Origin of the sequence: Klenkia terrae (assembly GCF_037083865.1) — a bacterium.
Taxonomy (GTDB): Bacteria; Actinomycetota; Actinomycetes; order Mycobacteriales; family Geodermatophilaceae; genus Klenkia; species Klenkia terrae.
On the sequence record NZ_JBAPLV010000005.1, the window covers coordinates 161,225 to 181,586 of the forward strand.

19 protein-coding genes and 1 tRNA gene are annotated in these 20,362 nt (G+C 75.2%); 12 read left to right on the plus strand and 8 right to left on the minus strand.

The annotated features are described in order from the left end of the window. The first annotated feature begins 45 nt into the window (after positions 1-45). Positions 46-1,092, plus strand: a complete 1,047-nt coding sequence (locus UXQ13_RS07245) for an adenylate/guanylate cyclase domain-containing protein (RefSeq protein WP_336392087.1) — start codon at positions 46-48, stop codon at positions 1,090-1,092. Positions 1,093-1,251: 159 nt separating this feature from the next. Beyond that, positions 1,252-2,883 carry an ABC-F family ATP-binding cassette domain-containing protein gene (locus UXQ13_RS07250; RefSeq protein WP_336392088.1) on the plus strand — a complete coding sequence of 544 codons (1,632 nt, stop codon included), beginning with the start codon at positions 1,252-1,254 and terminating at the stop codon, positions 2,881-2,883. Here the strand turns inward: UXQ13_RS07250 and UXQ13_RS07255 are convergent. The 6 genes from UXQ13_RS07255 to UXQ13_RS07280 all read right to left on the minus strand — a co-directional run bounded on the left by UXQ13_RS07255 (position 2,855) and on the right by UXQ13_RS07280 (position 7,195). Then, positions 2,855-3,643: a lysophospholipid acyltransferase family protein gene (locus UXQ13_RS07255; protein ID WP_336392089.1), complete on the minus strand. Its 789-nt coding sequence runs from the start codon at positions 3,641-3,643 to the stop codon at positions 2,855-2,857. The genes UXQ13_RS07250 and UXQ13_RS07255 overlap by 29 nt on opposite strands. A 77-nt stretch (positions 3,644-3,720) precedes the next feature. Continuing rightward, the gene (locus UXQ13_RS07260; RefSeq protein WP_336392090.1) at positions 3,721-4,917 is read right to left on the minus strand and encodes an MFS transporter; all 1,197 of its coding nucleotides are present in this window, start codon (positions 4,915-4,917) and stop codon (positions 3,721-3,723) included. Continuing rightward, complete coding sequence (locus UXQ13_RS07265) at positions 4,914-5,429, minus strand: SRPBCC family protein (RefSeq protein ID WP_336392091.1); 516 nt, start codon at positions 5,427-5,429, stop codon at positions 4,914-4,916. Before UXQ13_RS07265 ends, UXQ13_RS07260 begins: the two co-directional genes overlap by 4 nt. Positions 5,430-5,493: 64 nt before the next feature. Then, positions 5,494-5,568 (minus strand) — tRNA-Arg (locus UXQ13_RS07270). A gap of 42 nt (positions 5,569-5,610) precedes the next feature. Continuing rightward, on the minus strand, positions 5,611-6,264 hold the full coding sequence (locus UXQ13_RS07275) for a DUF305 domain-containing protein (RefSeq protein WP_336392092.1): 654 nt from the start codon (positions 6,262-6,264) through the stop codon (positions 5,611-5,613). A 58-nt stretch (positions 6,265-6,322) separates the two neighbouring features. Further along, positions 6,323-7,195, minus strand: a complete 873-nt coding sequence (locus tag UXQ13_RS07280) for a DUF3105 domain-containing protein (protein WP_336392093.1) — start codon at positions 7,193-7,195, stop codon at positions 6,323-6,325. Positions 7,196-7,377: 182 nt separating this feature from the next. Between UXQ13_RS07280 and argS the strand changes: the two genes are divergently transcribed. The 9 genes from argS (at position 7,378) to prmC (ending at position 18,901) form a co-directional block, all read left to right on the plus strand. After that, complete coding sequence (gene argS, locus UXQ13_RS07285) at positions 7,378-9,051, plus strand: arginine--tRNA ligase (RefSeq protein WP_336392094.1); 1,674 nt, start codon at positions 7,378-7,380, stop codon at positions 9,049-9,051. Further along, positions 9,048-10,529 (plus strand): diaminopimelate decarboxylase, encoded by a 1,482-nt coding sequence (gene lysA / locus UXQ13_RS07290; RefSeq protein WP_336392095.1) that lies wholly within the window; start codon positions 9,048-9,050, stop codon positions 10,527-10,529. The genes argS and lysA overlap by 4 nt, the downstream gene beginning before the upstream one ends. Continuing rightward, entirely contained in the window at positions 10,526-11,842 is a 1,317-nt protein-coding gene (locus tag UXQ13_RS07295; RefSeq protein ID WP_336392096.1) for a homoserine dehydrogenase, read from the plus strand. The genes lysA and UXQ13_RS07295 overlap by 4 nt, the downstream gene beginning before the upstream one ends. After that, positions 11,839-12,912, plus strand: coding sequence for a threonine synthase (gene thrC, locus UXQ13_RS07300; RefSeq protein ID WP_336392097.1), 1,074 nt, complete (start codon positions 11,839-11,841; stop codon positions 12,910-12,912). The genes UXQ13_RS07295 and thrC overlap by 4 nt, the downstream gene beginning before the upstream one ends. Beyond that, positions 12,909-13,829 (plus strand): homoserine kinase, encoded by a 921-nt coding sequence (thrB, locus tag UXQ13_RS07305; RefSeq protein WP_225234804.1) that lies wholly within the window; start codon positions 12,909-12,911, stop codon positions 13,827-13,829. Before thrC ends, thrB begins: the two co-directional genes overlap by 4 nt. A gap of 253 nt (positions 13,830-14,082) precedes the next feature. Next, positions 14,083-16,512, plus strand: coding sequence for a transcription termination factor Rho (gene rho, locus UXQ13_RS07310; protein ID WP_336392098.1), 2,430 nt, complete (start codon positions 14,083-14,085; stop codon positions 16,510-16,512). Between the two features lie 149 nt (positions 16,513-16,661). Next, positions 16,662-16,886, plus strand: a complete 225-nt coding sequence (gene rpmE, locus UXQ13_RS07315) for a 50S ribosomal protein L31 (RefSeq protein ID WP_225234807.1) — start codon at positions 16,662-16,664, stop codon at positions 16,884-16,886. An 87-nt stretch (positions 16,887-16,973) separates the two neighbouring features. After that, positions 16,974-18,044: a peptide chain release factor 1 gene (gene prfA, locus UXQ13_RS07320; protein ID WP_225234808.1), complete on the plus strand. Its 1,071-nt coding sequence runs from the start codon at positions 16,974-16,976 to the stop codon at positions 18,042-18,044. A gap of 14 nt (positions 18,045-18,058) precedes the next feature. Then, on the plus strand, positions 18,059-18,901 hold the full coding sequence (prmC, locus tag UXQ13_RS07325; RefSeq protein ID WP_336392104.1) for a peptide chain release factor N(5)-glutamine methyltransferase: 843 nt from the start codon (positions 18,059-18,061) through the stop codon (positions 18,899-18,901). Here prmC and UXQ13_RS07330 read toward each other — a convergent pair. Next, positions 18,877-19,233, minus strand: a complete 357-nt coding sequence (locus UXQ13_RS07330; protein ID WP_336392105.1) for an endo alpha-1,4 polygalactosaminidase — start codon at positions 19,231-19,233, stop codon at positions 18,877-18,879. The genes prmC and UXQ13_RS07330 overlap by 25 nt on opposite strands. Before the next feature lie 103 nt (positions 19,234-19,336). Further along, complete coding sequence (locus UXQ13_RS07335) at positions 19,337-19,636, minus strand: hypothetical protein (protein ID WP_336392106.1); 300 nt, start codon at positions 19,634-19,636, stop codon at positions 19,337-19,339. Positions 19,637-19,669: 33 nt separating this feature from the next. On the opposite strand from UXQ13_RS07335, the gene UXQ13_RS07340 reads away from it, so the two are divergent. Continuing rightward, a complete protein-coding gene (locus UXQ13_RS07340) occupies positions 19,670-20,311 on the plus strand; it encodes an L-threonylcarbamoyladenylate synthase (protein WP_225234810.1) in 642 nt (213 codons plus the stop codon). Positions 20,312-20,362: the final 51 nt, after the last annotated feature.

Genomic DNA, 20,362 nt, shown 5'->3' on the forward strand with positions numbered 1-20,362 from the left:
GCCCTGCCCGCGGACGACGCCGGCGTCCCGGACGCCCGCGAGGCGATGGACCGGCTGCTGCTGGGCGGCCCGCGCCGCTGGACCCGGCTGGAGGTCGCGCAGCGGTCCGGGGTCGACCCGGCGCGCACGCAGCGGCTGTGGCGGGCCCTGGGCTTCGCCGACGTGGGCGACGACGACGAGGTCTTCACCGACGCCGACGTCGAGGCGCTGCGGGCGCTGGGTGCGCTGATCGACTCCGGCTTCGTCGACCTGGACACCGAGGCGTCGATCGCCCGGGCGATGGGGCAGTCGCTGTCCCGGCTGGCCGACTGGCAGACCGACATGCTGGCCGCGCTGCTGCGTGAGCACCCGGGCGAGCCGGTGGACGCGGTGCGGGCGGCGGAGATGCTGCTGCCGCTCATGCGCGACGTGCAGGACTACGTGTGGCGTCGGCACCTGTCGGCCAACGCCGAGCGGTTGCTGGCCGCCGGCCCGGACGACGCGACCGACCGGCGCGAGCTGGCCGTCGGGTTCGCCGACCTGGTCGGCTACACCTCCCGCAGCCGCGGCATGGGTGGCCGCGAGCTCGGTGCGATGGTCGAGGACTTCGAGGGGCTGACGGCGGACCTGGTGGCCCGGCACCACGGCCGGGTGGTGAAGACGGTGGGCGACGGCGTGCTGTTCACCTGCACCACGGCGGTGGACGCGGTGGAGATCGGGCTGCGGCTGCCCGAGGAGTGGGCCGCGGCGGACCGGCCGCCGCTGCGGGTGGGTGCGGCGTTCGGCCCGGTGCTGACCCGGTTGGGCGACGTCTACTCCCCGGTGGTCAACCTGGCCAGCCGCCTGACGTCGCTGGCCCGGCCGTCCACCCTGCTCGTCGACCAGGACCTGGCCCGGCTGCTGCGCGGCGTGCGGGCCTACCGGGTGCGCCCGCTGCGCCGGGTCTCGGTCCGCGGCTACGACCACCTGCAGCCCTGGCTGGTCCGCCGCCGCCCCGGCACCCCGGTCCCCGGCGAGGACACCGGCCCCTTCGAGGACTTCCTCGACGACTACACCGACGAGGTGCTCGGTTCCCCAGACCCGGACCACCCGCACGACCCCCGGACCACCTGACCCAGCCACGACCCGCGGACGCCTCCACGACGTGCCCCCTCGAGTCCCCGACGAGTGGGGGGCCGGAGGCCTCCCCGAGGAGGGGCGGGTGGGCTCCACCCCACCGGGGAACGGCACCTGGCCGCGGTGCGGCCCAGAGGGCCGCGATGTAATTGCACCGTGTCCGCCACCCTCGTCGCCCGTGGCCTGGCCGCCGGGCACGGCGCCAAGGTCCTGTTCGCCGACCTCGACCTGGTGGTGGCCCCCGGGGACGTGGTGGGGCTGGTGGGGGTGAACGGGGCGGGGAAGTCGACGCTGCTGCGCACGCTGGCCGGGCTGCTGCCGGCGGAGGACGGCGGGATCAGCCTGTCCCCGCCGTCGGCCACGGTGGGTTACCTGCCGCAGGAGCACGAGCGCCGGGACGGCGAGACGGTGCTCGGGGCGCTGGCCCGGCGGACCGGTGTCGCGCCGGCGCAGCAGGAGATGGACGACGCCCTGGAGGCGCTGACCGCGGGCACGCCGGACGACGGGTACGCCGACGCCCTGGAGCGCTGGTTGGCCCTGGGCGGGGCGGACCTGGAGGAGCGGGCCGGCGAGGTGCTGGGGACGGTGGCGCCGGGGGTGGCGCAGGACGCGCTGATGACCGGGCTGTCGGGCGGGCAGGCGGCCCGGGTGGGGTTGGCCGCGCTGCTGCTGTCCCGCTACGACGTCCTGCTGCTGGACGAGCCGACCAACGACCTGGACCTGGCCGGACTGGACCAGCTGGAGTCTTTCGTGCAGGGCCTGCGCACCGGGGTGGTGGTGGTCAGCCACGACCGGGAGTTCCTGTCGCGCACGGTGACCCGGGTGGTCGAGCTGGACCTGGCCCAGCAGCTGGTGCGGGTGCACGACGGGGGCTACGAGGCGTACCTGACCGAGCGCGAGGTGGACCGCCGGCACGCCCGCGAGGAGTACGAGGAGTTCGCCGACACCAAGTCCGGGCTGGAGGCTCGGGCCCGGATGCAGAAGAACTGGATGGCCAAGGGCGTCCGGGACTCGATCAAGAAGAGCAAGGACGGCGACAAGCACATCAAGGCCGCGCAGCGGGCGTCGTCGGAGAAGCAGGCGGCGAAGGCCAAGCAGACCCAGCGGCGGATCGAGCGGCTGGAGGTGGTGGAGGAGCCCCGCAAGGAGTGGGAGCTGCGGATGGAGATCGCCGCCGCGCCGCGGGCGGGCTCGGTGGTCGCCGTGCTGCGGGGTGCCGTCGTCCGGCGGGGCGGGTTCCAGCTGGGTCCGGTGGACCTGCAGGTCGACTGGGGCGACCGGCTGGCGATCACCGGGGGCAACGGGGCGGGGAAGTCCACGCTGCTGGGGGCGCTGCTGGGCCGGGTCGAGCTCGACGAGGGCTCGTCGTCGCTGGGTTCGGGGGTGCGGCTGGGCGAGGTGGACCAGGCCCGGCGCAGCTTCCTGGGTGACCTGCCGCTGTCGGCGGCCTTCGGTGCCGAGGTGCCCGACCTGCCCGACGCCGAGGTGCGGACGCTGCTGGCGAAGTTCGGGCTGCGGGCCGACCACGTGCTGCGGCCGGCGGGGTCGCTGAGCCCGGGGGAGCGGACCCGCGCGGCGCTGGCCCTCCTGCAGGCCCGCGGGGTGAACGTGCTGGTGCTCGACGAGCCGACCAACCACCTGGACCTGCCGGCCATCGAGCAGCTGGAGCAGGCGCTGGCCGACTACACCGGCACGCTGCTGCTGGTCACGCACGACCGGCGGATGCTCGACGCCGTCGCGGTCACCCGCCGGCTGGCGGTCAGCGGGGGACGGGTGACCGAGGGCTGAGCCCGGCACCGTCGTGCGTGCGGGGTCGGCGTGGGTGGCTGACCGGCCGCGGCGGGTCGACCTCGAGCACCTGGGCGACCGCGTACTCCGCCAGCGCCGCGACCTCGGCGGCGGTGCCGTGCCGCGGGGCGATGGCCGGCAGCAGGTGGACCTCGAGCACCAGCTCGGTCGTGCCGACGACCCGGGCCGCGCTGCGCCACCAGGTCTCGCCGTCCAGCTGGGCGGTGGCGGTGGTGGGCCGGCCCGCCTGACGGGCGCGGACGGCGACCGGGCAGACCGGCACGCCGGCGGCCAGGGCGGGGGCGAACCGGGCAGGCACGAACCGGCCGATCTCGGTGCCGCAGGTGGTGGTGGCCTCGGGCCGGACCAGCACGCTGCGCCCGCGGAGCAGCTCGGTCTCGACCTGGTCGCCGCGCAGGGTGGCCAGGCCCGGCCAGATGGTGCCGTCGTCGGCCGGCAGCGCGGCGACCGCGGTGCGCAGAGCGAGGTCGTCGACCCAGGAGACCCGGTTGGCCACGACCAGGCGCGGGCCGGTCGGCCAGGGCGTGGCCGGCTGCACCACGACCACCCGCACGCCGGCGGCGGTGAGCAGGCGGGCGGCGGTGCAGACGGCGTGCCGGCGGCCGTCGCCGGCCGGCGGGCGGGTGGCCGCCCGGGCGAGCGCCGCGGCCAGGGCGGCCGCGCGCCGGCGCCGGACCCCGGCCGGGGCGGTGGGTGAGACGTCGGCGAGGCAGGCGGTCGAGCAGGGCTGCGTGCTCATGGCGACCACGGTCGGGTGCGCAGGTGGCCGCCGGGTGTCCGCCGTCCCACCGCGACACGTCGACCCGCGGAAGGTCCTCAGGTGCGGTCGACCGTCGTCCAGGCCAGGGTCAGCGCGGCCAGACCGGCCAGCACGCCGAGCAGGACCGGGTAGGGCGCCACGGCGGTGAGCGCGGCCAGCACCAGCGGGGCGGCGAACCCGAGGTAGGTCAGCGCGTAGAACACCCCGGTCAGGCCGGCCAGCTCGTGCGGGGCGGCCACCCGCTGGGTCTCCAGCAGACCGGCCACCAGGCAGCAGCCGTAGCCGGCCCCCAGCAGCAGCGCGGTGGGCACCAGCAGCCAGGGCGTCGGCGCGGCGGCGTAGGCCACGGCGACCACCAGCCCGGCGACGACGGCGGCGGTGCCCAGCCGGGCGGCCGGGCGGGTGTCGGCGGCGGCCAGCCGGCGGGCCAGCGGCTGCACCAGGACGCCGGTGCCCAGGGTCAGCCCGGCCACCACGGCGTTGACCGCCACGGCGTACTCGGCGGCCACCCCGCCGCCGTCGGCCAGCAGACCCGGCAGGACGGCGAGGGACACCGTCGCCGCGGTGAACACCCACGGGGCGACCGGGGTGACCAACCGCCGGAACCGCGGCTGGCGCACCGAGGCGATCCGCACCGCCGTGCGCAGCGGCACCCGGGTGTCGCTGCGCGGCACGGTCTCCGGTGACCGCCACAGCGGCACGAGGACGGCGAGGCCGAGGAGCAGGTGCGGCAGGTAGGCGACGGTGAGCGGGTGCGGGGCCCACTGGGCGACCAGCCCGGCGACCAACGGGCCCAGCCCGAAGCCGGCCGACAGCGCGGTGGCGGCCCGGCGGGCGCCGGTGCCGGGCACGGTGGTGGGGTCCCACGCGGGGCCCGACAGCTCGCGGACCCAGGCGCTGCCGGCGGCGAACGCGGCCCCGCTGGCCACCCCGGCGAGCAACCGCCCGGCGTACAGCGCCCAGAGCTGGTCCAGCAGCAGGACGGCGGTGGCCAGCACCGAGACCACGGCGGCCGCCCGCAGCACCGGACCGCGCCCGCGGGCGTCGGACACCGGGCCGAGCAGCAGCAGGGCCGGGATGAGCCCCAGCGCGTAGACCCCGACCAGCGCCGAGACGTCGACCGACGACAGCCCCTCGTCGCGCCGGTAGGCGACCAGCAGGCTGACGAACTGGTTGGCGCCCCACCCGATGGCGAACATGGCCAGCGCCACCGGGACCCAGGCGCGGGGCCGGGGCTGCGCGGGCGCGCTCACGCCTCGACGTCCGCCTCGACGACGGCCCTGAGCCGCTGCAGGCTGGTGGCCAGGTTGCGTCGCTGGAAGTCCGCGAACGGCCCCCGGGTGGCGACGGCGTCGAACAGCCGGGCGACCGGGTCGGGCATCGTGCGCTCGTCGGTCCACGTCTGGGTCACCCGGGTGCCCGGGGTGCCGTCGGGCAGCACGGCGGGCTCGAGCAGGTGCTCCCACCCGGCGATGCCGGCGCGCACCCGCCGGCGGGCACCGCCGATGGCCCGCACCCGGAAGGCGAAGCGCTGGTCGGGGTCGGCCGCGGTGACCACGCACTCGGTGATCCAGCGGAACCCGCGGCGCTCGTTGCTGCCGGTGAACACCGCCCCGACCGGCAGGGAGCCGGTGTGGTCGGTGCGCGCACCCCGGTTCTCCGGGCTGTACTCCGGGGTCCGGGTCGGGTCGCTGACCAGCGCGTAGACCGCCGAGGGCGGGGCCGCCACCAGCACCGAGTCGCTGACCGTGCGCCGGCGTGCCACGTCGTCCCCCGTCGGTGGTCGAGACGCACGAAGGGCCGGACCCTGGCGGATCCGGCCCGTGCGCTGGTGCCCCCGGCAGGATTCGAACCTGCGCCCCTGCCTCCGGAGGGCAGTGCTCTATCCCCTGAGCTACGGGGGCTCGTGTGGTGCTGGGGAAGCGACGGGAACGTTATCGCACGGCTCAGGGGGCCGGGAGGGGGGACCCCCCGCGGGCGACGAGCATCGCGGCCATCGTCGTGCTCTCCGCGCTCTGGGTCGTCGCGATCGACCGGGCGAGGCCGCGGACGACGGCCTCGGCGGCGCGCGCCTCGCCCTGCTGCGCCATCTCCAGGCCGCCCTGGTGGTGCCGGATCATCAGCTGCAGGAACAGCACGTCGAAGGCCGTGCCGGTGGCGGCCCGCAGCTCGGTGAGCTCGTCCTCGGTGGCCATCCCGGGCATGAGGCCGCCGGCGGACATGGCGTCGTGCTCGGAGGAGCCCATCCAGGCCATGGTGTCCCGATTGGTCACCGGCTGGCCCCAGAGGGTCAGCCAGCCCTGCATGCGACCGGTCTGGTTGGTCTGCGTGGCGGAGATGTCGAACGCGAGCTGCCGGACCTCGGGGTCCTGGCTGCGGGTGCCCGCGAGGTTGGCCATCTCGACCGCCTGCAGGTGGTGCCGGCTCATGTCCTGGGCGAAGCCGACGTCCACGCTGCCCGCCGCGGGCGGATCGGTGCGACCGAGGCCCAGGGCCACCGCGAGGCCGCCCCCCGCGACGAGCAGGCCTACGGCGATGACCGCGACGAGGACGGTGCTGAGCAGCTTGCGGGTACCACCGGTCGCGGAGTCGGACATCATCTCGGTCACCTCAGGGTTCGTGCCCGGGCCCGCTGCGGACGGGCCCGGGGCGCCGCGGTCAGCCCGCAGCGGTGGGGGTGGTCTCGGCGTCGGTCGGCACGCTGGCCGCCGCCGACCGGCTGTCGTCGCCGACCACCAGCGGGTCGGAGATGAACACCGGGTTCTCGCAGCTGGCCCCCGGCTCGGGGAAGAGGGCCTCGCCCTCGGCGTCCTGCCCGAAGACGAAGAAGTCGACGTACTGCTCGACGCGCGGGTCGGTGGCGGAGTCCACGGCCAGCTGGTGGTTCCACGACTGCAGGCTGATCGTCGACCCCAGACCGGCGTACGGGGACAACAACAGGCCGGAGGTGCCCTCGACCAGGTCGGTCAAGGTGGTGAGGTCGTCGTCGTTGATCGCGTCCGGGTCGTAGGTGATCCAGACCGCGCCGTGCTCCATCCCGTGGACGGCGTTCTCGTGCCGGATGTCCTGGTCGTAGACGGTGCCGGTGCAGTCGGCCCACTCGCCGTCGTGCGGGCCGCCCACCGGCGGTGACTCGGTGTAGTCCACCGGGGTGGTCACGTGCTGCTGGCCGGCGGCGTAGTCGAAGACCTGCACGCCGTCGATCTGGTCGGCCGCGGTGATCCGGTCGGCCTCGCTGCGGTTCACCGCGTAGACGGCGTAGCCGATGACGGCACCGGCGAAGACCACGACGGCGACGGCGGCGGCGATCAGGCCCCACGGCTTGGGCTTGGCGACCACGGCCTGCTGCGGTCGGGTCCGGCCGCCCTTGCCGCCGGGCCGGTTGCCGGCGCCCTTGCCCGCGGCGCCCAGGCCCTTCCCGGCCGGGGTGGCCTGCCGGCCACCGGCGCCCTTGCCCGGCGTGCGCTTGGCCGCCGAGGCGCCACCAGCGGGCTGATCGGCGTTCGTGTCGGGCTTCGGGTCCTCGGGCAAGGCCTCTCCAGTCTCGATCGGGGGTGGACCGCGCGGCGCACCGTGAGGCGGCGGGCCGGTCCCGGCGGGGGAGTCTAGATGGCGGAGCTGTGCGGACGGCCCCGTGTGACGGTGCACACCGGTCCTGCCTGCTGGTCAACGGCGCGGCGAAGTCGGTGGTTCCGCTCTTCTACGATCACCCGGTGACGCCCGAGCAGCTCAGTTCCCTCGTCCGCTCCGTCGTCGCCGCGGCCGTCGAGCGCGGCACCCTCGCGGTCGCCGTCCCCGACGACGTCGTGGTCGAGCGCCCGCGCAACCCCGAGCACGGCGACTACGCCACCACCGTGGCGCTCAAGCTGGCCAAGCAGGCCGGCCGGCCGCCCCGCGAGGTGGCCGAGCTGCTGGCCGCCGACCTGCGCGAGCAGCCCGGTGTCGAGCGGGTCGACGTGGCCGGTCCGGGGTTCCTCAACGTGACGTTCACCTCCGGCGCGCTGGGCCAGATCGCCGTCGACGCGGTGACGGCGGGGGAGGCCTACGGCCGCACCGACGCGTTCGCCGGGTTGAAGGTGAACCTGGAGTTCGTGTCGGCCAACCCGACCGGGCCGGTGACCCTGGGGTCCACCCGGTGGGCGGCGGTCGGCGACGCGCTGGGCCGGCTGCTCACCGCGACCGGGGCTCAGGTCAGCCGGGAGTACTACTTCAACGACGCCGGGTCCCAGATCGACCGGTTCGCCCGCAGCCTGATGGCCGCCGCGGCGGGCCGCCCGGTGCCCGAGGACGGCTACGCCGGTGACTACGTCGCCGACATCGGTGCGCAGGTCGTGGCCGCGGAGCCCGGCGTCCTGGACCTGCCCGAGGACCAGCAGCAGGAGCGGTTCCGGGTGCGCGGCGTCGAGCTGATGTTCGCCGAGATCAAGACCTCCCTGGCCGACTTCGGCGTCGTGTTCGACACCTACTTCTCCGAGGCCACGCTGCACGCCAGCGGGGCGCTGGAGAAGGCCATCGGCACGCTGCGCGAGCGGGGCCACGTCTACGAGGCCGACGGCGCCACCTGGCTGCGCACCACGACCTTCGGCGACGACAAGGACCGGCCGCTGGTCAAGAGCGACGGGGACCACACCTACTTCGCCGCCGACTGCGCCTACTACCAGGACAAGCGCTCCCGCGGGTTCGACCGGGTGGTGATCATGCTGGGCGCCGACCACGCCGGCTACGTCGGCCGGTACAAGGCGCTGGTCGCCGCGCTCGGCGACGACCCCGACCAGAACCTGGAGATCCTGCTCGGCCAGCTGGTCAACCTGGTCAAGGACGGCGAGACCGTCCGGATGAGCAAGCGCAAGGGCAACTTCGTGCTGCTGGCAGACCTGGTGGAGGCCGTCGGCGCCGACGCCGCCCGGTACGCCCTGGCCCGGGCCTCGGTCGACCAGCAGATCGACCTGGACCTGGACCTGTGGAGCAGGGCCGCCAGCGACAACCCGGTCTTCTACGTCCAGTACGCCCACGCCCGGATCGCCTCGCTGCTGCGCGGTGCCGCGGACCTGGGCATCGCCACCGGGCTGGACGCCGGGGACCCGGCGGCGGTGGACGCCACCCAGCTGGCCCACCCGCGGGAGGTCGACCTGCTGCGCGCGGTCGCCGAGTTCCCGCGGGTGGTCACCGCGGCCGCCGAGCTGCGCGCCCCGCACCGGGTGGCCCGCTACCTGGAGGAGCTGGCCGGCACCTACCACCGGTTCTACGACGTGTGCCGGGTGCTGCCGCGCGGCGACGAGGAGGTCACCCCGACCACCGTCGCCCGGCTGTGGCTGTGCGCCGCCACCGCGCAGGTGCTGCGCAACGGCCTGGCCGTGCTCGGCGTGCACGCCCCGGAGCGGATGTGAGGGCGCACCCGGCAGGTCCGCTGCACGGCAACCTGACCCCGCCCTCGGCCGCCGGTGCCCCGCCGGCGTCGCTCGGCGAGCTCGACGGCCAGGTCTGGCCGCGCAGCGCCACCCGGGTCGGCGGCGAGCTGCACCTGGGCGGGCGCCCGGTGACCGAGCTGGCCCGCGACCACGGCACCCCGCTGTTCGTGCTGGACGAGGCGGACTTCCGCGGCCGGGCCGCGGACTTCGCCGCCGCCTTCTCCGGCGCCGACGTGCACTACGCCTCCAAGGCGTTCCTGTGCGGCCAGGTGGCCCGCTGGGTCGCCGAGGACGGGCTGCACCTGGACGCCTGCAGCGGCAACGAGCTGGCCGTCGCGCTGGCCGCCGGGTTCCCGGCGCACCGGATCGCGCTGCACGGCAACAACAAGTCCGTGGTCGAGCTGGCGCTGGCGGTGGACTCCGGCATCGGGCACGTGGTGCTGGACTCCTTCGACGAGATCGACCGCCTGGTGCCGCTGGCCGCCGCCCGGGTCGCCGCCGGCGGCGCACCCGTGCCCGTGCTGATCCGCTCCACGGTCGGCATCGAGGCGCACACCCACGAGTTCATCGCCACCGCCCACGAGGACCAGAAGTTCGGGTTCTCCCTCGCCACCGGGGACGCGCTGGCCGCTGCGGTGCGCTGCGTGTCCGAGCCGGCGCTGGAGCTGGCCGGGCTGCACAGCCACATCGGCTCGCAGATCTTCGACACCGCGGGCTTCGAGGCCGCCGCGCACCGGGTCGTCGGCCTGATGGGCGCCGTCCGGGACGCGACCGGGGTGGTGCTCCCCGAGCTCAACCTGGGTGGCGGCTTCGGCATCGCCTACCTGCCCGACGACGACCCGGTCGCCGCGCACGACGTGGCGGTGAAGCTGCGCTCCGTGGTCGCCGCCGAGTGCGCCGAGCTGGACCTGCCGGTGCCCCGCCTGGCCGTCGAGCCGGGCCGGGCGATCGCCGGCCCCGGCACGGTGACGCTCTACGAGATCGGCACGATCAAGCCGGTCCGGCTGGGTGCCTCGGGCTCCCCGGGCACGCCGATGGTGCGCAACTACGTCTCGGTGGACGGCGGGATGAGCGACAACATCCGCACCGCGCTCTACGACGCCTCCTACACCTGCGTGCTGGCCAACCGGGTCTCCGCGGCGCCCCCGGCGCTGTGCCGGGTGGTGGGCAAGCACTGCGAGAGCGGGGACGTGCTGGTCCGCGACCTGTGGCTGCCCTCGGACGTGGTCCCCGGGGACCTGCTCGCGGTGGCCGCCACGGGTGCCTACTGCTGGTCGATGGCCTCGAACTACAACTACCTGCTCAAGCCGCCGGTGGTCGCCGTGCGGGACGGGGTGTCGGCGGTGGTCGTCCGACGGCAGACACTGTCGGACGTGTTCGCCCTCGACGCCGTCCTCACCGACGTCCCCCCGCCGGTGCCCGCGCCCTCCCAGCCCTCGGTGGGGGTGCAGCGGTGACCCCGCCCGTGGACGCGCCCGCGCCGGAGCCGCTGCGGGTGGCCCTGCTGGGCTGCGGCACGGTCGGGTCGGCGGTGCTCCGGCTGCTGGCCGACCAGGCCGCCGACATCACCGCGCGGGTCGGCCGCCCGGTCGAGGTCGCCGGGGTCGCCGTCCGGCGCCCGGACCGGCACCCCGAGGTCCCCGCCGAGCTGCTGACCACCGACGCCCACGCCCTGGTCACCCGGCCCGACGTCGACCTCGTGGTCGAGGTCATCGGCGGCATCGAGCCCGCCCGCGAGCTGATGCTCGCCGCGTTCGCCGCGGGCAAGAGCGTGGTCAGCGCCAACAAGGCGCTGCTGGCCGACGACGGGGTCGCGCTGCACGCCGCGGCCGCCGACGCCGGCGTCGACCTGTACTACGAGGCCGCCGTCGCCGGGGCCATCCCGCTGCTGCGCCCGCTGCGCGAGTCCCTGGCCGGGGACCAGCTCACCCGGGTGGTCGGCATCGTCAACGGGACGACGAACTACATCCTGTCCCGGATGGCCGAGACCGGTGCCGGCTTCGCCGAGGCGCTGGCCGAGGCCACCGAGCTGGGCTACGCCGAGGCCGACCCGACCGCCGACGTCGACGGCTTCGACGCCGCGGCCAAGGCCGCCATCCTCGCCTCGCTGGCCTTCCACTCCCCGGTGGTGGCGAGCGACGTCTACCGCGAGGGCATCTCGGCGGTGTCCTCGACCGACGTGGCCCGGGCCGCCGAGATCGGCTGCACGGTCAAGCTGCTGGCGATCTGCGAGAAGGTCGCGGGGGAGTCCGGCGACGCGATCGCCGTCCGGGTGCACCCCGCGATGATCCCGACCAGCCACCCGCTGGCCGCCGTCGGCGGGGCGTTCAACGCCGTGTTCGTCGAGGCCGAGGCGGCCGGGCAGCTGATGTTCTACGGCCAGGGCGCCGGCGGGCAGCCGACCGCGTCGGCCGTGCTGGGCGACCTGGTCGCGGTGGCCCGCAACCGGGTCGCCGGGGTAGCCGGACCGGGGACGACGAGCTACGCGGGGCTGCCGGTCGCGCCGATGGCCGACACCCCGACCCGCTACCACGTCAGCCTCGACGTGGCGGACAAGCCGGGCGTGCTGGCCACCGTGGCCCAGGAGTTCGCCGCGCAGGGCGTGAGCATCTCGACCGTCCGCCAGGACGGCGCCGGCGAGGCCGCGACCCTGGTCATCGTCACCCACCGGGCCCCCGACTCCGCCCTGTCTGCCACGATCTCCCGGCTGCGCGGGATGCCGGCCGTCCGGGCCGTGACCAGCGTGCTCCGCGTGGAGGGACTGCAATGACCGCGTCACCGTTCTGGCCGGGGCTGATCGAGGCCTACCGCGACCGCCTGCCGGTGAGCGCCACGACCCCGGTGGTGACGCTGCAGGAGGGCGCCACCCCGCTGGTGCCGGCGCCGGAGCTGTCCCGCCGGACCGGGTGCGAGGTGTTCCTCAAGGTCGAGGGCGCCAACCCGACCGGGTCGTTCAAGGACCGCGGCATGACGATGGCCATCACCAAGGCCGTCGAGGAGGGCGCGCAGGCGGTCATCTGCGCCTCCACCGGGAACACCTCGGCCAGCGCCGCGGCCTACGCGGCCCGCGCCGGGCTGGTCTGCGCCGTCCTGGTGCCGCAGGGCAAGATCGCCACGGGCAAGCTGGCCCAGGCGCTGGTGCACGGGGCCAAGCTGCTGCAGGTCGAGGGCAACTTCGACGACTGCCTGGCGCTGGCCTCCAAGCTGGCCATCGACTACCCGGTCAGCCTGGTCAACAGCGTGAACCAGTACCGCATCGAGGGGCAGAAGACGGCGTCGTTCGAGATCGTGGACGTGCTCGGCGACGCCCCGGACATCCACTGCCTGCCGGTCGGCAACGCCGGCAACATCACCGCCTACTGGCAGGGCTACCGGGAGTACTCCATGGATTCCGACACCCCCGGCCCGGCGACCCACCGCCCCCGCATGTTCGGGTTCCAGGCCGCCGGCGCCGCCCCGATCGTGAACGGGGCCGTGGTCGAGAACCCGAGCACCATCGCGACCGCGATCCGGATCGGCAACCCCGCGTCCTGGACCAAGGCGCTGGCCGCCCGCGACGAGTCCGGCGGCCGGATCGACGCCGTCACCGACCGGGCGATCCTGGCCGCCTACCGGCTGCTGGCCCGCACCGAGGCGGTGTTCGTCGAGCCGGCGTCGGCCGCGTCGGTGGCCGGCCTGCTGCAGGTGGCCGCCGCCGGCGAGCTCGAACCCGGGCAGCGGATCGTGTGCACGGTGACCGGCAACGGCCTCAAGGACCCCGAGTGGGCCATCTCCGGCGCCCCCGCGCCGGTGACCATCCCGGTGGACGCCGCCGCCGCTGCCGGGCAGCTGGGCCTGTGAGCACCGTGATGGGGCCCTCGGTCCGCATCCGGGTGCCGGCCACCAGCGCCAACCTCGGGCCGGCCTTCGACAGCGCTGGCTTGGCGCTGAGCCTCTACGACGAGCTCGAGGTCTCCGTCGCCGACGGCCTGGAGGTCGTCGTCGAGGGGTACGGCGCGGCCGACCTGCCCCGCGACGAGGACCACCTCGTGGTGCGGGCCTTCCGGGCGGCCTGCGCCGACCTCGGCTGGGCACCGCCTGGCCTGGCCCTGCACGCCCGCAACGGCATCCCGCAGGGCCGCGGCCTGGGGTCCTCGGCCGCCGCGGTGATCGCCGGCATCCTCGCCGCCTGGGCGCTGTGCCCGGCGGTCGTCGGCGTCGACGACGAGCGGGTGCTCGCCCTCGCCGACGCGATCGAGGGCCACCCCGACAACGTCGCGGCCTGCCTGCTGGGCGGGCTGACGCTGTCCTGGTCGGGCCCCGACGGCGTGCGGGCGACGTCGCTGACGGTCCACCGGCAGGTCACCCCCCTGGTGTGCGTGCCGACCTCGACGCTGTCCACCCACGTCGCCCGCGGCCTGCTGCCCGACCTGGTGCCGCACGGCGACGCCGCGTTCAACGCCGGCCGGTCCGCGCTGCTGGTGCACGCGCTGACCACCGCGCCCACCCTGCTGATGGAGGCGACCGAGGACCGGCTGCACCAGCCGCAGCGGGCCTCGGCGATGCCGGGGACGGCGGCGCTGGTGGCCGACCTGCGCGACGCCGGGCACGCCGCGGTGGTCTCCGGGGCCGGGCCGGGCGTGCTGGTCGTGGACGCCCGCCCCGAGGACGCCGCCCTGGTGCGCACCGTCGTCCCCGAGGGGTGGGAGGTGCTGGACCTGGCGGTCGAGCCCGCCGGCGCGCGCATCCGGTACGGAGACCGTGCTGTATCGTCCTGATCGCCTGGGAAGGCACCGGGGGCAGCCGGTGTTGTGGGCTGCACCGGCCGGTGTCTAGGCTGGCCGCACAGCCGCCCTCGGGCGTGCCTCATCGCGAGACGTCGACGACGTGCGACTGCCGTCCTTCGCCTCGTCCCCACAGCCCCGTTCCCCCTCCTCGGTCCCGCCGCGGCCTCGTCGCGGCGAACCCGAGAGGGCACCGGGTCACCTCCTGCGCCAGTTGGTGCAGGTCACCGCAGGGAAGGACCTGTACGTGAGCGAGACCACCTCTCTGGTCGACGACGGCGCCACCTCCGGCTCGGACGTCGCGACCGAGGCCGTCGGCAAGCGCCGTCGCGGCAACGGGCTGTCGGCGATGCTGCTGCCCGAGCTCCAACGACTGGCCGCCGAACTGGGCATCGCCGGCACCGGACGGATGCGCAAGGGCGACCTGGTCGCCGCCATCTCCGAGCGCCAGGTCGGCGCCCCGGCCCAGCGGCCGGCCCCCGCGCCGTCGGCGGAGGACACCGCCCCGGCTCCGTCGGCGCAGGACACCGCCCAGGCTCCGTCGGCCGGGACCACGGCGCCCGCGCCGTCGGCCTCCGCCCCGGCCGAGCCCGTCGCGTCCGCGCCGGTCGAGGCCGCCCCCACCGCCCGCCGTCGTCGTTCGGCCAGCCGGCCCGCCGGCGCCCCGGACGCCGTCCCCGCCGGTGAGCCGACGACCGGGTCGACCGACGGTGACGTCCCGGCCCGCACCGCCCCCGAGGCGCCGTCCGCCGTGACCTCCACCGACGGGAGCCCCGTCGAGACCCCCGCCGAGGGCCGCCCGGAGCGACCGCAGCGCAGCCGCGACCGCAGCCGTGCCGAGCGCGCCGGCCGCACCGACGGCGACGACACCGCTCGCACCCAGCAGGACGGCCGCGCCCAGCAGGACGGCCGCCCCCAGGGCGACGCCGACCGCGGTCGACCCGCCCCGCGCGACGACGACCGTGACCAGGGCGAGTCCCAGGACCGCAGTGGCCGGACCCGCAACCGCGGTCGGGACGACGACCGCGAGCAGGCCGATACCCAGGACCGCGGTGGCCGCAACCGGGGTCGCGACGACGACCGGGACCAGGGCGACTCCCAGGACCGCGGCGGCCGGACCCGCAACCGTGGGCGCGACGACGACCGGGACCAGGCCGACACCCAGGACCGTGGCGGCCGCACCCGCAACCGCGGTCGGGACGACGACCGCGACCAGGGCGAGTCCGCGGACCGCAACGACCCCCGCAACGATTCCCGCGGTGACCGGTCGGGCAACCAGCAGGGCCCCGACGGCGGCCGCAACCGCGGTGACCGACCGGGCAACCGCCCCGACGGCCGCGCGGACAACCGGCCCGACAACCGCCCCGACACCCGCGGCGACGCCGGGCCCGAGGACGACGACGACGAGTTCGACGGCAACGGCCGGCGCCGTGGCCGCCGCTACCGCGACCGCAACCGCCGCGGCGGCACCACCGGTGGCCAGGGCGGGAGCGGCCGCGACCGCTACGACCAGGGCGAGCCGGCGGTCAGCGACGACGACGTCCTGCTGCCCGTCGCCGGCATCCTCGACGTGCTGGACAACTACGCCTTCGTCCGCACCTCGGGGTACCTCACCGGGCCCAACGACGTCTACGTGTCGCTGTCCCAGGTCCGCCGCTACGGCCTGCGCCGCGGCGACGCCATCACCGGTGCGGTCCGCCAGCCCCGCGAGGGCGAGCGCAAGGACAAGTACAACGCGCTGGTCCGGCTGGACTCGGTCAACGGCCTGGACCCCGAGCAGGCCCGGACGCGGCCGGAGTTCACCAAGCTGGTCCCGCTCTACCCGCAGGAGCGCCTGCGGATGGAGACCGACTCGACGACGCTGACCACCCGGGTGATCGACCTGGTCATGCCCATCGGCAAGGGCCAGCGGGCGCTGATCGTGTCGCCGCCCAAGGCCGGCAAGACGATGGTGCTGCAGGCGATCGCCAACGCGATCACCACGAACAACCCCGAGTGCCACCTCATGGTCGTCCTGGTCGACGAGCGGCCCGAGGAGGTCACCGACATGCAGCGGTCGGTGAAGGGCGAGGTCATCGCCTCCACCTTCGACCGGCCGGCGACCGACCACACCACCGTCGCCGAGCTGTCCATCGAGCGGGCCAAGCGGCTGGTCGAGATGGGCCACGACGTCGTCGTCCTGCTGGACTCCATCACCCGGCTGGGCCGCGCCTACAACCTGGCGGCCCCCGCCAGCGGGCGGATCCTGTCCGGCGGCGTGGACTCCACGGCGCTGTACCCGCCCAAGCGCTTCCTCGGTGCCGCCCGCAACATCGAGAACGGCGGTTCGCTGACCATCATCGCCTCGGCGCTGGTGGAGACCGGGTCCACCATGGACACGGTCATCTTCGAGGAGTTCAAGGGCACCGGGAACGCCGAGATCAAGCTCGACCGCCGGCTGGCGGACAAGCGGGTCTTCCCGGCCGTGGACGTCAACGCCTCCAGCACCCGCAAGGAGGAGCTGCTGATGAGCCCGGACGAGCAGGCCATCGTCATCAAGCTCCGCCGGGTGCTCGCCGCGCTGGAGCCGCAGCAGGCGATCGAGCTGCTGCTGGGTCAGCTGAAGAAGACCCGCAACAACATCGAGTTCCTCATGCAGGTCCAGAAGACGACGCTCGGCGCCGGCCGCGACGACTAGGGCCTCGGTCGGCCGGTCCCCGCGCATGTGGGAGACTTGCCGACCGAGCCCCCGGCGGGCGTGGAACAACCCAGCCCGCCGACGACGTTCATCCCCAATGCACCGGCCGATCCACCTCGGCCTGCCAGACCACAGAGAGGGCGAGGGACATGAAGCCCGACATCCACCCCGATTACCACGAGACCGCTGTGACCTGCGGTTGCGGCAACTCCTTCACCACCCGCAGCACCATCCCCGGCGGCACGCTGTCGGTCGAGATGTGCTCGGCCTGCCACCCGTTCTACACGGGCAAGCAGCGCGTGCTGGACACCGGCGGCCGCGTGGCCCGGTTCGAGAAGCGCTTCGGCAAGCGCGAGACCGCGGCCAGCAAGTAGCACTCCCGACGGCGCCCGCACCGCCCCCCACGAGGGGCGGGGCGGGCGCCGTCGTCGTGTCGTGACCACCGAGGGCAGGAGAGCACCGTGAACGGGACGCCGGACGGCGGTCTCGCCGACCTGCTCGCCGAGCACGCCTCCCTCGAGCTGGAGCTGGCCGACCCCGGCGTGCACGCCGACCAGGCCCGCGCCCGCCGCCTGGCCCGCCGCTACGCGTCGCTGGCCCCGCTGGTGGAGACCTCCCGCGCCCTCGAGGCCGCCCGCGAGGACCGCGGTGCCGCGCTCGAGCTGGCCGCCGAGGACCCGGCGTTCGCCGCGGAGGCCGCGTCGCTGGCCGAGGAGGTCACGCGGCTGGAGGACCGGCTGCGCGAGCAGCTGCTGCCCAAGGACCCCGACGACGACAAGGACGTCATCCTGGAGATCAAGGCCGGCGAGGGCGGCGCGGAGTCCGCGCTGTTCGTCGGGGACCTGCTCCGGATGTACCTGCGCTACGCCGAGCGCCGTGGGTGGGCAACCCAGGTGCTCGACGCCGTCGACGCCGAGCTCGGTGGCTACAAGGACGTCGCCGTCGCGGTGAAGGCCCGCGGCGACGAGGGCATCTGGTCGCGGCTGAAGTTCGAGGGCGGCGTGCACCGGGTGCAGCGGGTGCCGGTCACCGAGAGCCAGGGCCGCATCCACACCTCCGCCGTCGGCGTCCTGGTGCTGCCCGAGGCCGAGGAGGTCGACGTCACCGTCGACCCGAACGACCTGCGCATCGACGTCTTCCGGTCCTCCGGGCCGGGCGGGCAGAGCGTGAACACCACCGACTCCGCCGTCCGGATCACCCACCTGCCCACCGGCACGGTCGTCAGCTCGCAGAACGAGAAGAGCCAGCTGCAGAACCGGGAGTCCGCGCTGCGGGTGCTGCGCTCCCGGCTGCTGGCCGCCGCCCGCGAGGAGGCCGCGGCCACCGCCAGCGACGCCCGGCGGCTGCAGGTCCGCACCGTGGACCGCAGCGAGCGGGTGCGCACCTACAACTACCCGGAGAACCGGATCTCCGACCACCGGGTGGGCTTCAAGGCGCACAACCTGGACGCCGTCCTCGACGGCGAGCTCGACCCGGTCATCGACGCGCTGATGACCGCGCACACCGCCGAGCTGCTCGAGGCCGGCAGCTGAACCCCCGCACGCTGCTGACCGGTGCCGCCGCCCGGCTGGCCGCGGCCGGCGTCGAGTCCCCGCGGGTGGACGCCGAGCTGCTGCTCGCCCACGCGCTGGGGGTGCCGCGCGCCCGGTTGATCACCCTGGACGACGTCGCGGACACCGCCCGGTTCGAGTCCCTCCTGGAGCAACGGGTCGCCCGGGTGCCCCTGCAGCACCTGACCGGGCGCGCGGCCTTCCGGCACCTCGAGCTGTCGGTCGGGCCCGGGGTGTTCGTGCCGCGGCCGGAGACCGAGCAGATCGCCGGCTGGGTGCTGGACCGGGTCGCGGACCTGGCCACGCCGGTCGTGGTCGACCTGGGGACCGGCTCCGGCGCCATCGCGCTGGCGGTCGCCGGCGAGCACCCCGGCGCGCAGGTCACCGCGGTCGAGCGGGACGCCGACGCGATCGCCTGGACCCGGCTCAACGCCGACGCCCGGGCCGCGGCGGGGGACACCCCGGTCACCGTCCTCGCCGGCGACATGACCGACCCGCAGCTGCTGCGGGACCTGGACGGCACCGTCGACGTCGTGGTGTCCAACCCGCCCTACGTGCCCGACGACGCCCGCCTGCCGCGCGAGGTCGCCGACCACGACCCGCCGCTGGCGCTGTGGGGCGGCCCCGACGGGCTCGACGTCGTCCGCGGCCTGCTGCACACCGCCGCCCGTCTGCTGCGCCCCGGCGGCCTGCTGGCGATCGAGCACGCGGACGCCCAGGGCACCTCGCTGCCGGCGCTGGTCCGCTCGCACGGCGGGTTCACCGACGTGGCCGACCACCCCGACCTCGCGGGCCGACCCCGCTACACGACCGCTCAGTCGCAGAAGCGCGACTCGTAGCCGGCGGTGCCGGGCACCGAGACGTCCAGGTCCCGGCGCTGGACGGCGATCGTGCCGCCGCGGGCCGCGCACGCGGCGTCGAAGGCCTCGTCGGTGTACTCGATCTCGACGACCGCGTCGCCGTAGGCGTCCGTGTAGGCCGCGCACTCGTCGTAGACCTGGCACTGCTCGGTCACGGCGTAGTCGAAGCCCAGCGCCCGTCCGTCGAGGTCGGCGGCGTTCTTCTGCGCGATCTCCAGCCCGGCGTCGTGCGCCCGCTCGACGAGCATCTCGGCCATGAACTCTGCGTCGTCCTCGCTCAGCAGGTCCTGCGAGCGGGTCCAGCTGTCCAGGTTGTCGGGCTCGACGGCGTCGAAGCCGTCGTCGGCGCAGCGGTCCGGCCCCGCTGCAGGGGCCCGCCGCGAGCTTGCGAGTGGTGGGGGGCAGTGGGGTCCTTCAGCAGTCGGGGTCCTCGACCCGGGCGCCGGCCGCGTCGTGCAGCAGCAGGTCCTCGGGGACGTCGTCGGTGCCGGGCTGGGTCTGGAAGGCGTTGACGTAGCAGGCCGACCACAGCCCGGGTGCCGGCGGATCGGTGCGGTCCCGGACCACCCCGGTGACGTCGTCGGCCGGGGGGTAGGCGCCGCCCAGCTGGTAGTCCACCCGCAGACCCATGGGGGTGGCCGCGCCGTCGGTCGCGCCGTCGGTCGTGCTGCAGGCGGCCAGCAGCAGCACACCCACCATCAGCAGCCCGCGCACGACCGGAACACTAGGTGGGGGAGACTGGCCGCCGTGGCCGACGTCTACGACTGCACCGACGACGAGCAGCGCGCCGCGGGCATCACCGCCGCCGCTGCCGCGCTCTCCCGGGGCGAGCTGGTCCTGCTCCCCACCGACACGGTCTACGGGGTGGCGGCCGACGCCTTCACCCCCGAGGCGGTCGCCCGGTTGCTGGCGGCCAAGAACCGGGGCCGGAACATGCCGGTGCCGGTGCTGATCGCCGAGGCCTCCACGCTGGCCGGCCTGGTCACCGTCGTGCCGCCCGACGCCCATGCACTGGCCCGGGAGTTCTGGCCCGGCGGGCTCACCCTGGTGCTCGAGCACACCCCGACGCTGTCGTGGGACCTGGGGGAGTCGCAGGGCACGGTCGCCGTCCGGCTGCCCGACGACGACGTCACCCGCGAGCTGCTCCGGCGCACCGGGCCGCTGGCGGTCTCCAGCGCGAACCGGTCGGGCCGGCCCGCGGCCACCTCGGCCGCGCAGGCGGACTACCAGCTCGGCGAGCACGCCGCGGTCGTCCTGGACGACGGCCCGCGCGAGGTGGGGGCACCGAGCACCATCGTCGACTGCACCGGGGACCACCCCCGGGTGCTGCGGGTCGGGGCCGTCGAGGTCGACCGGCTCCGCGAGGTCGTCCCCACCCTCACCGACTAGATGAGTAAGTCCGATTGGATCAGTGGTCGTAGGCGATCAGTGATCTTGTGA

Excerpts from the sequence above, each read along its gene's own strand:
- UXQ13_RS07245 (WP_336392087.1), top strand. The coding sequence starts at position 46 with ATGGACCGGCTGCTGCTGGGCGGCCCGCGCCGCTGGACCCGGCTGGAG.
- UXQ13_RS07255 (WP_336392089.1), bottom strand. The coding sequence starts at position 3,643 with ATGAGCACGCAGCCCTGCTCGACCGCCTGCCTCGCCGACGTCTCACCC.
- UXQ13_RS07275 (WP_336392092.1), bottom strand. The coding sequence starts at position 6,264 with ATGATGTCCGACTCCGCGACCGGTGGTACCCGCAAGCTGCTCAGCACC.
- thrC (WP_336392097.1), top strand. The coding sequence starts at position 11,839 with ATGACCGCGTCACCGTTCTGGCCGGGGCTGATCGAGGCCTACCGCGAC.
- rpmE (WP_225234807.1), top strand. The coding sequence starts at position 16,662 with ATGAAGCCCGACATCCACCCCGATTACCACGAGACCGCTGTGACCTGC.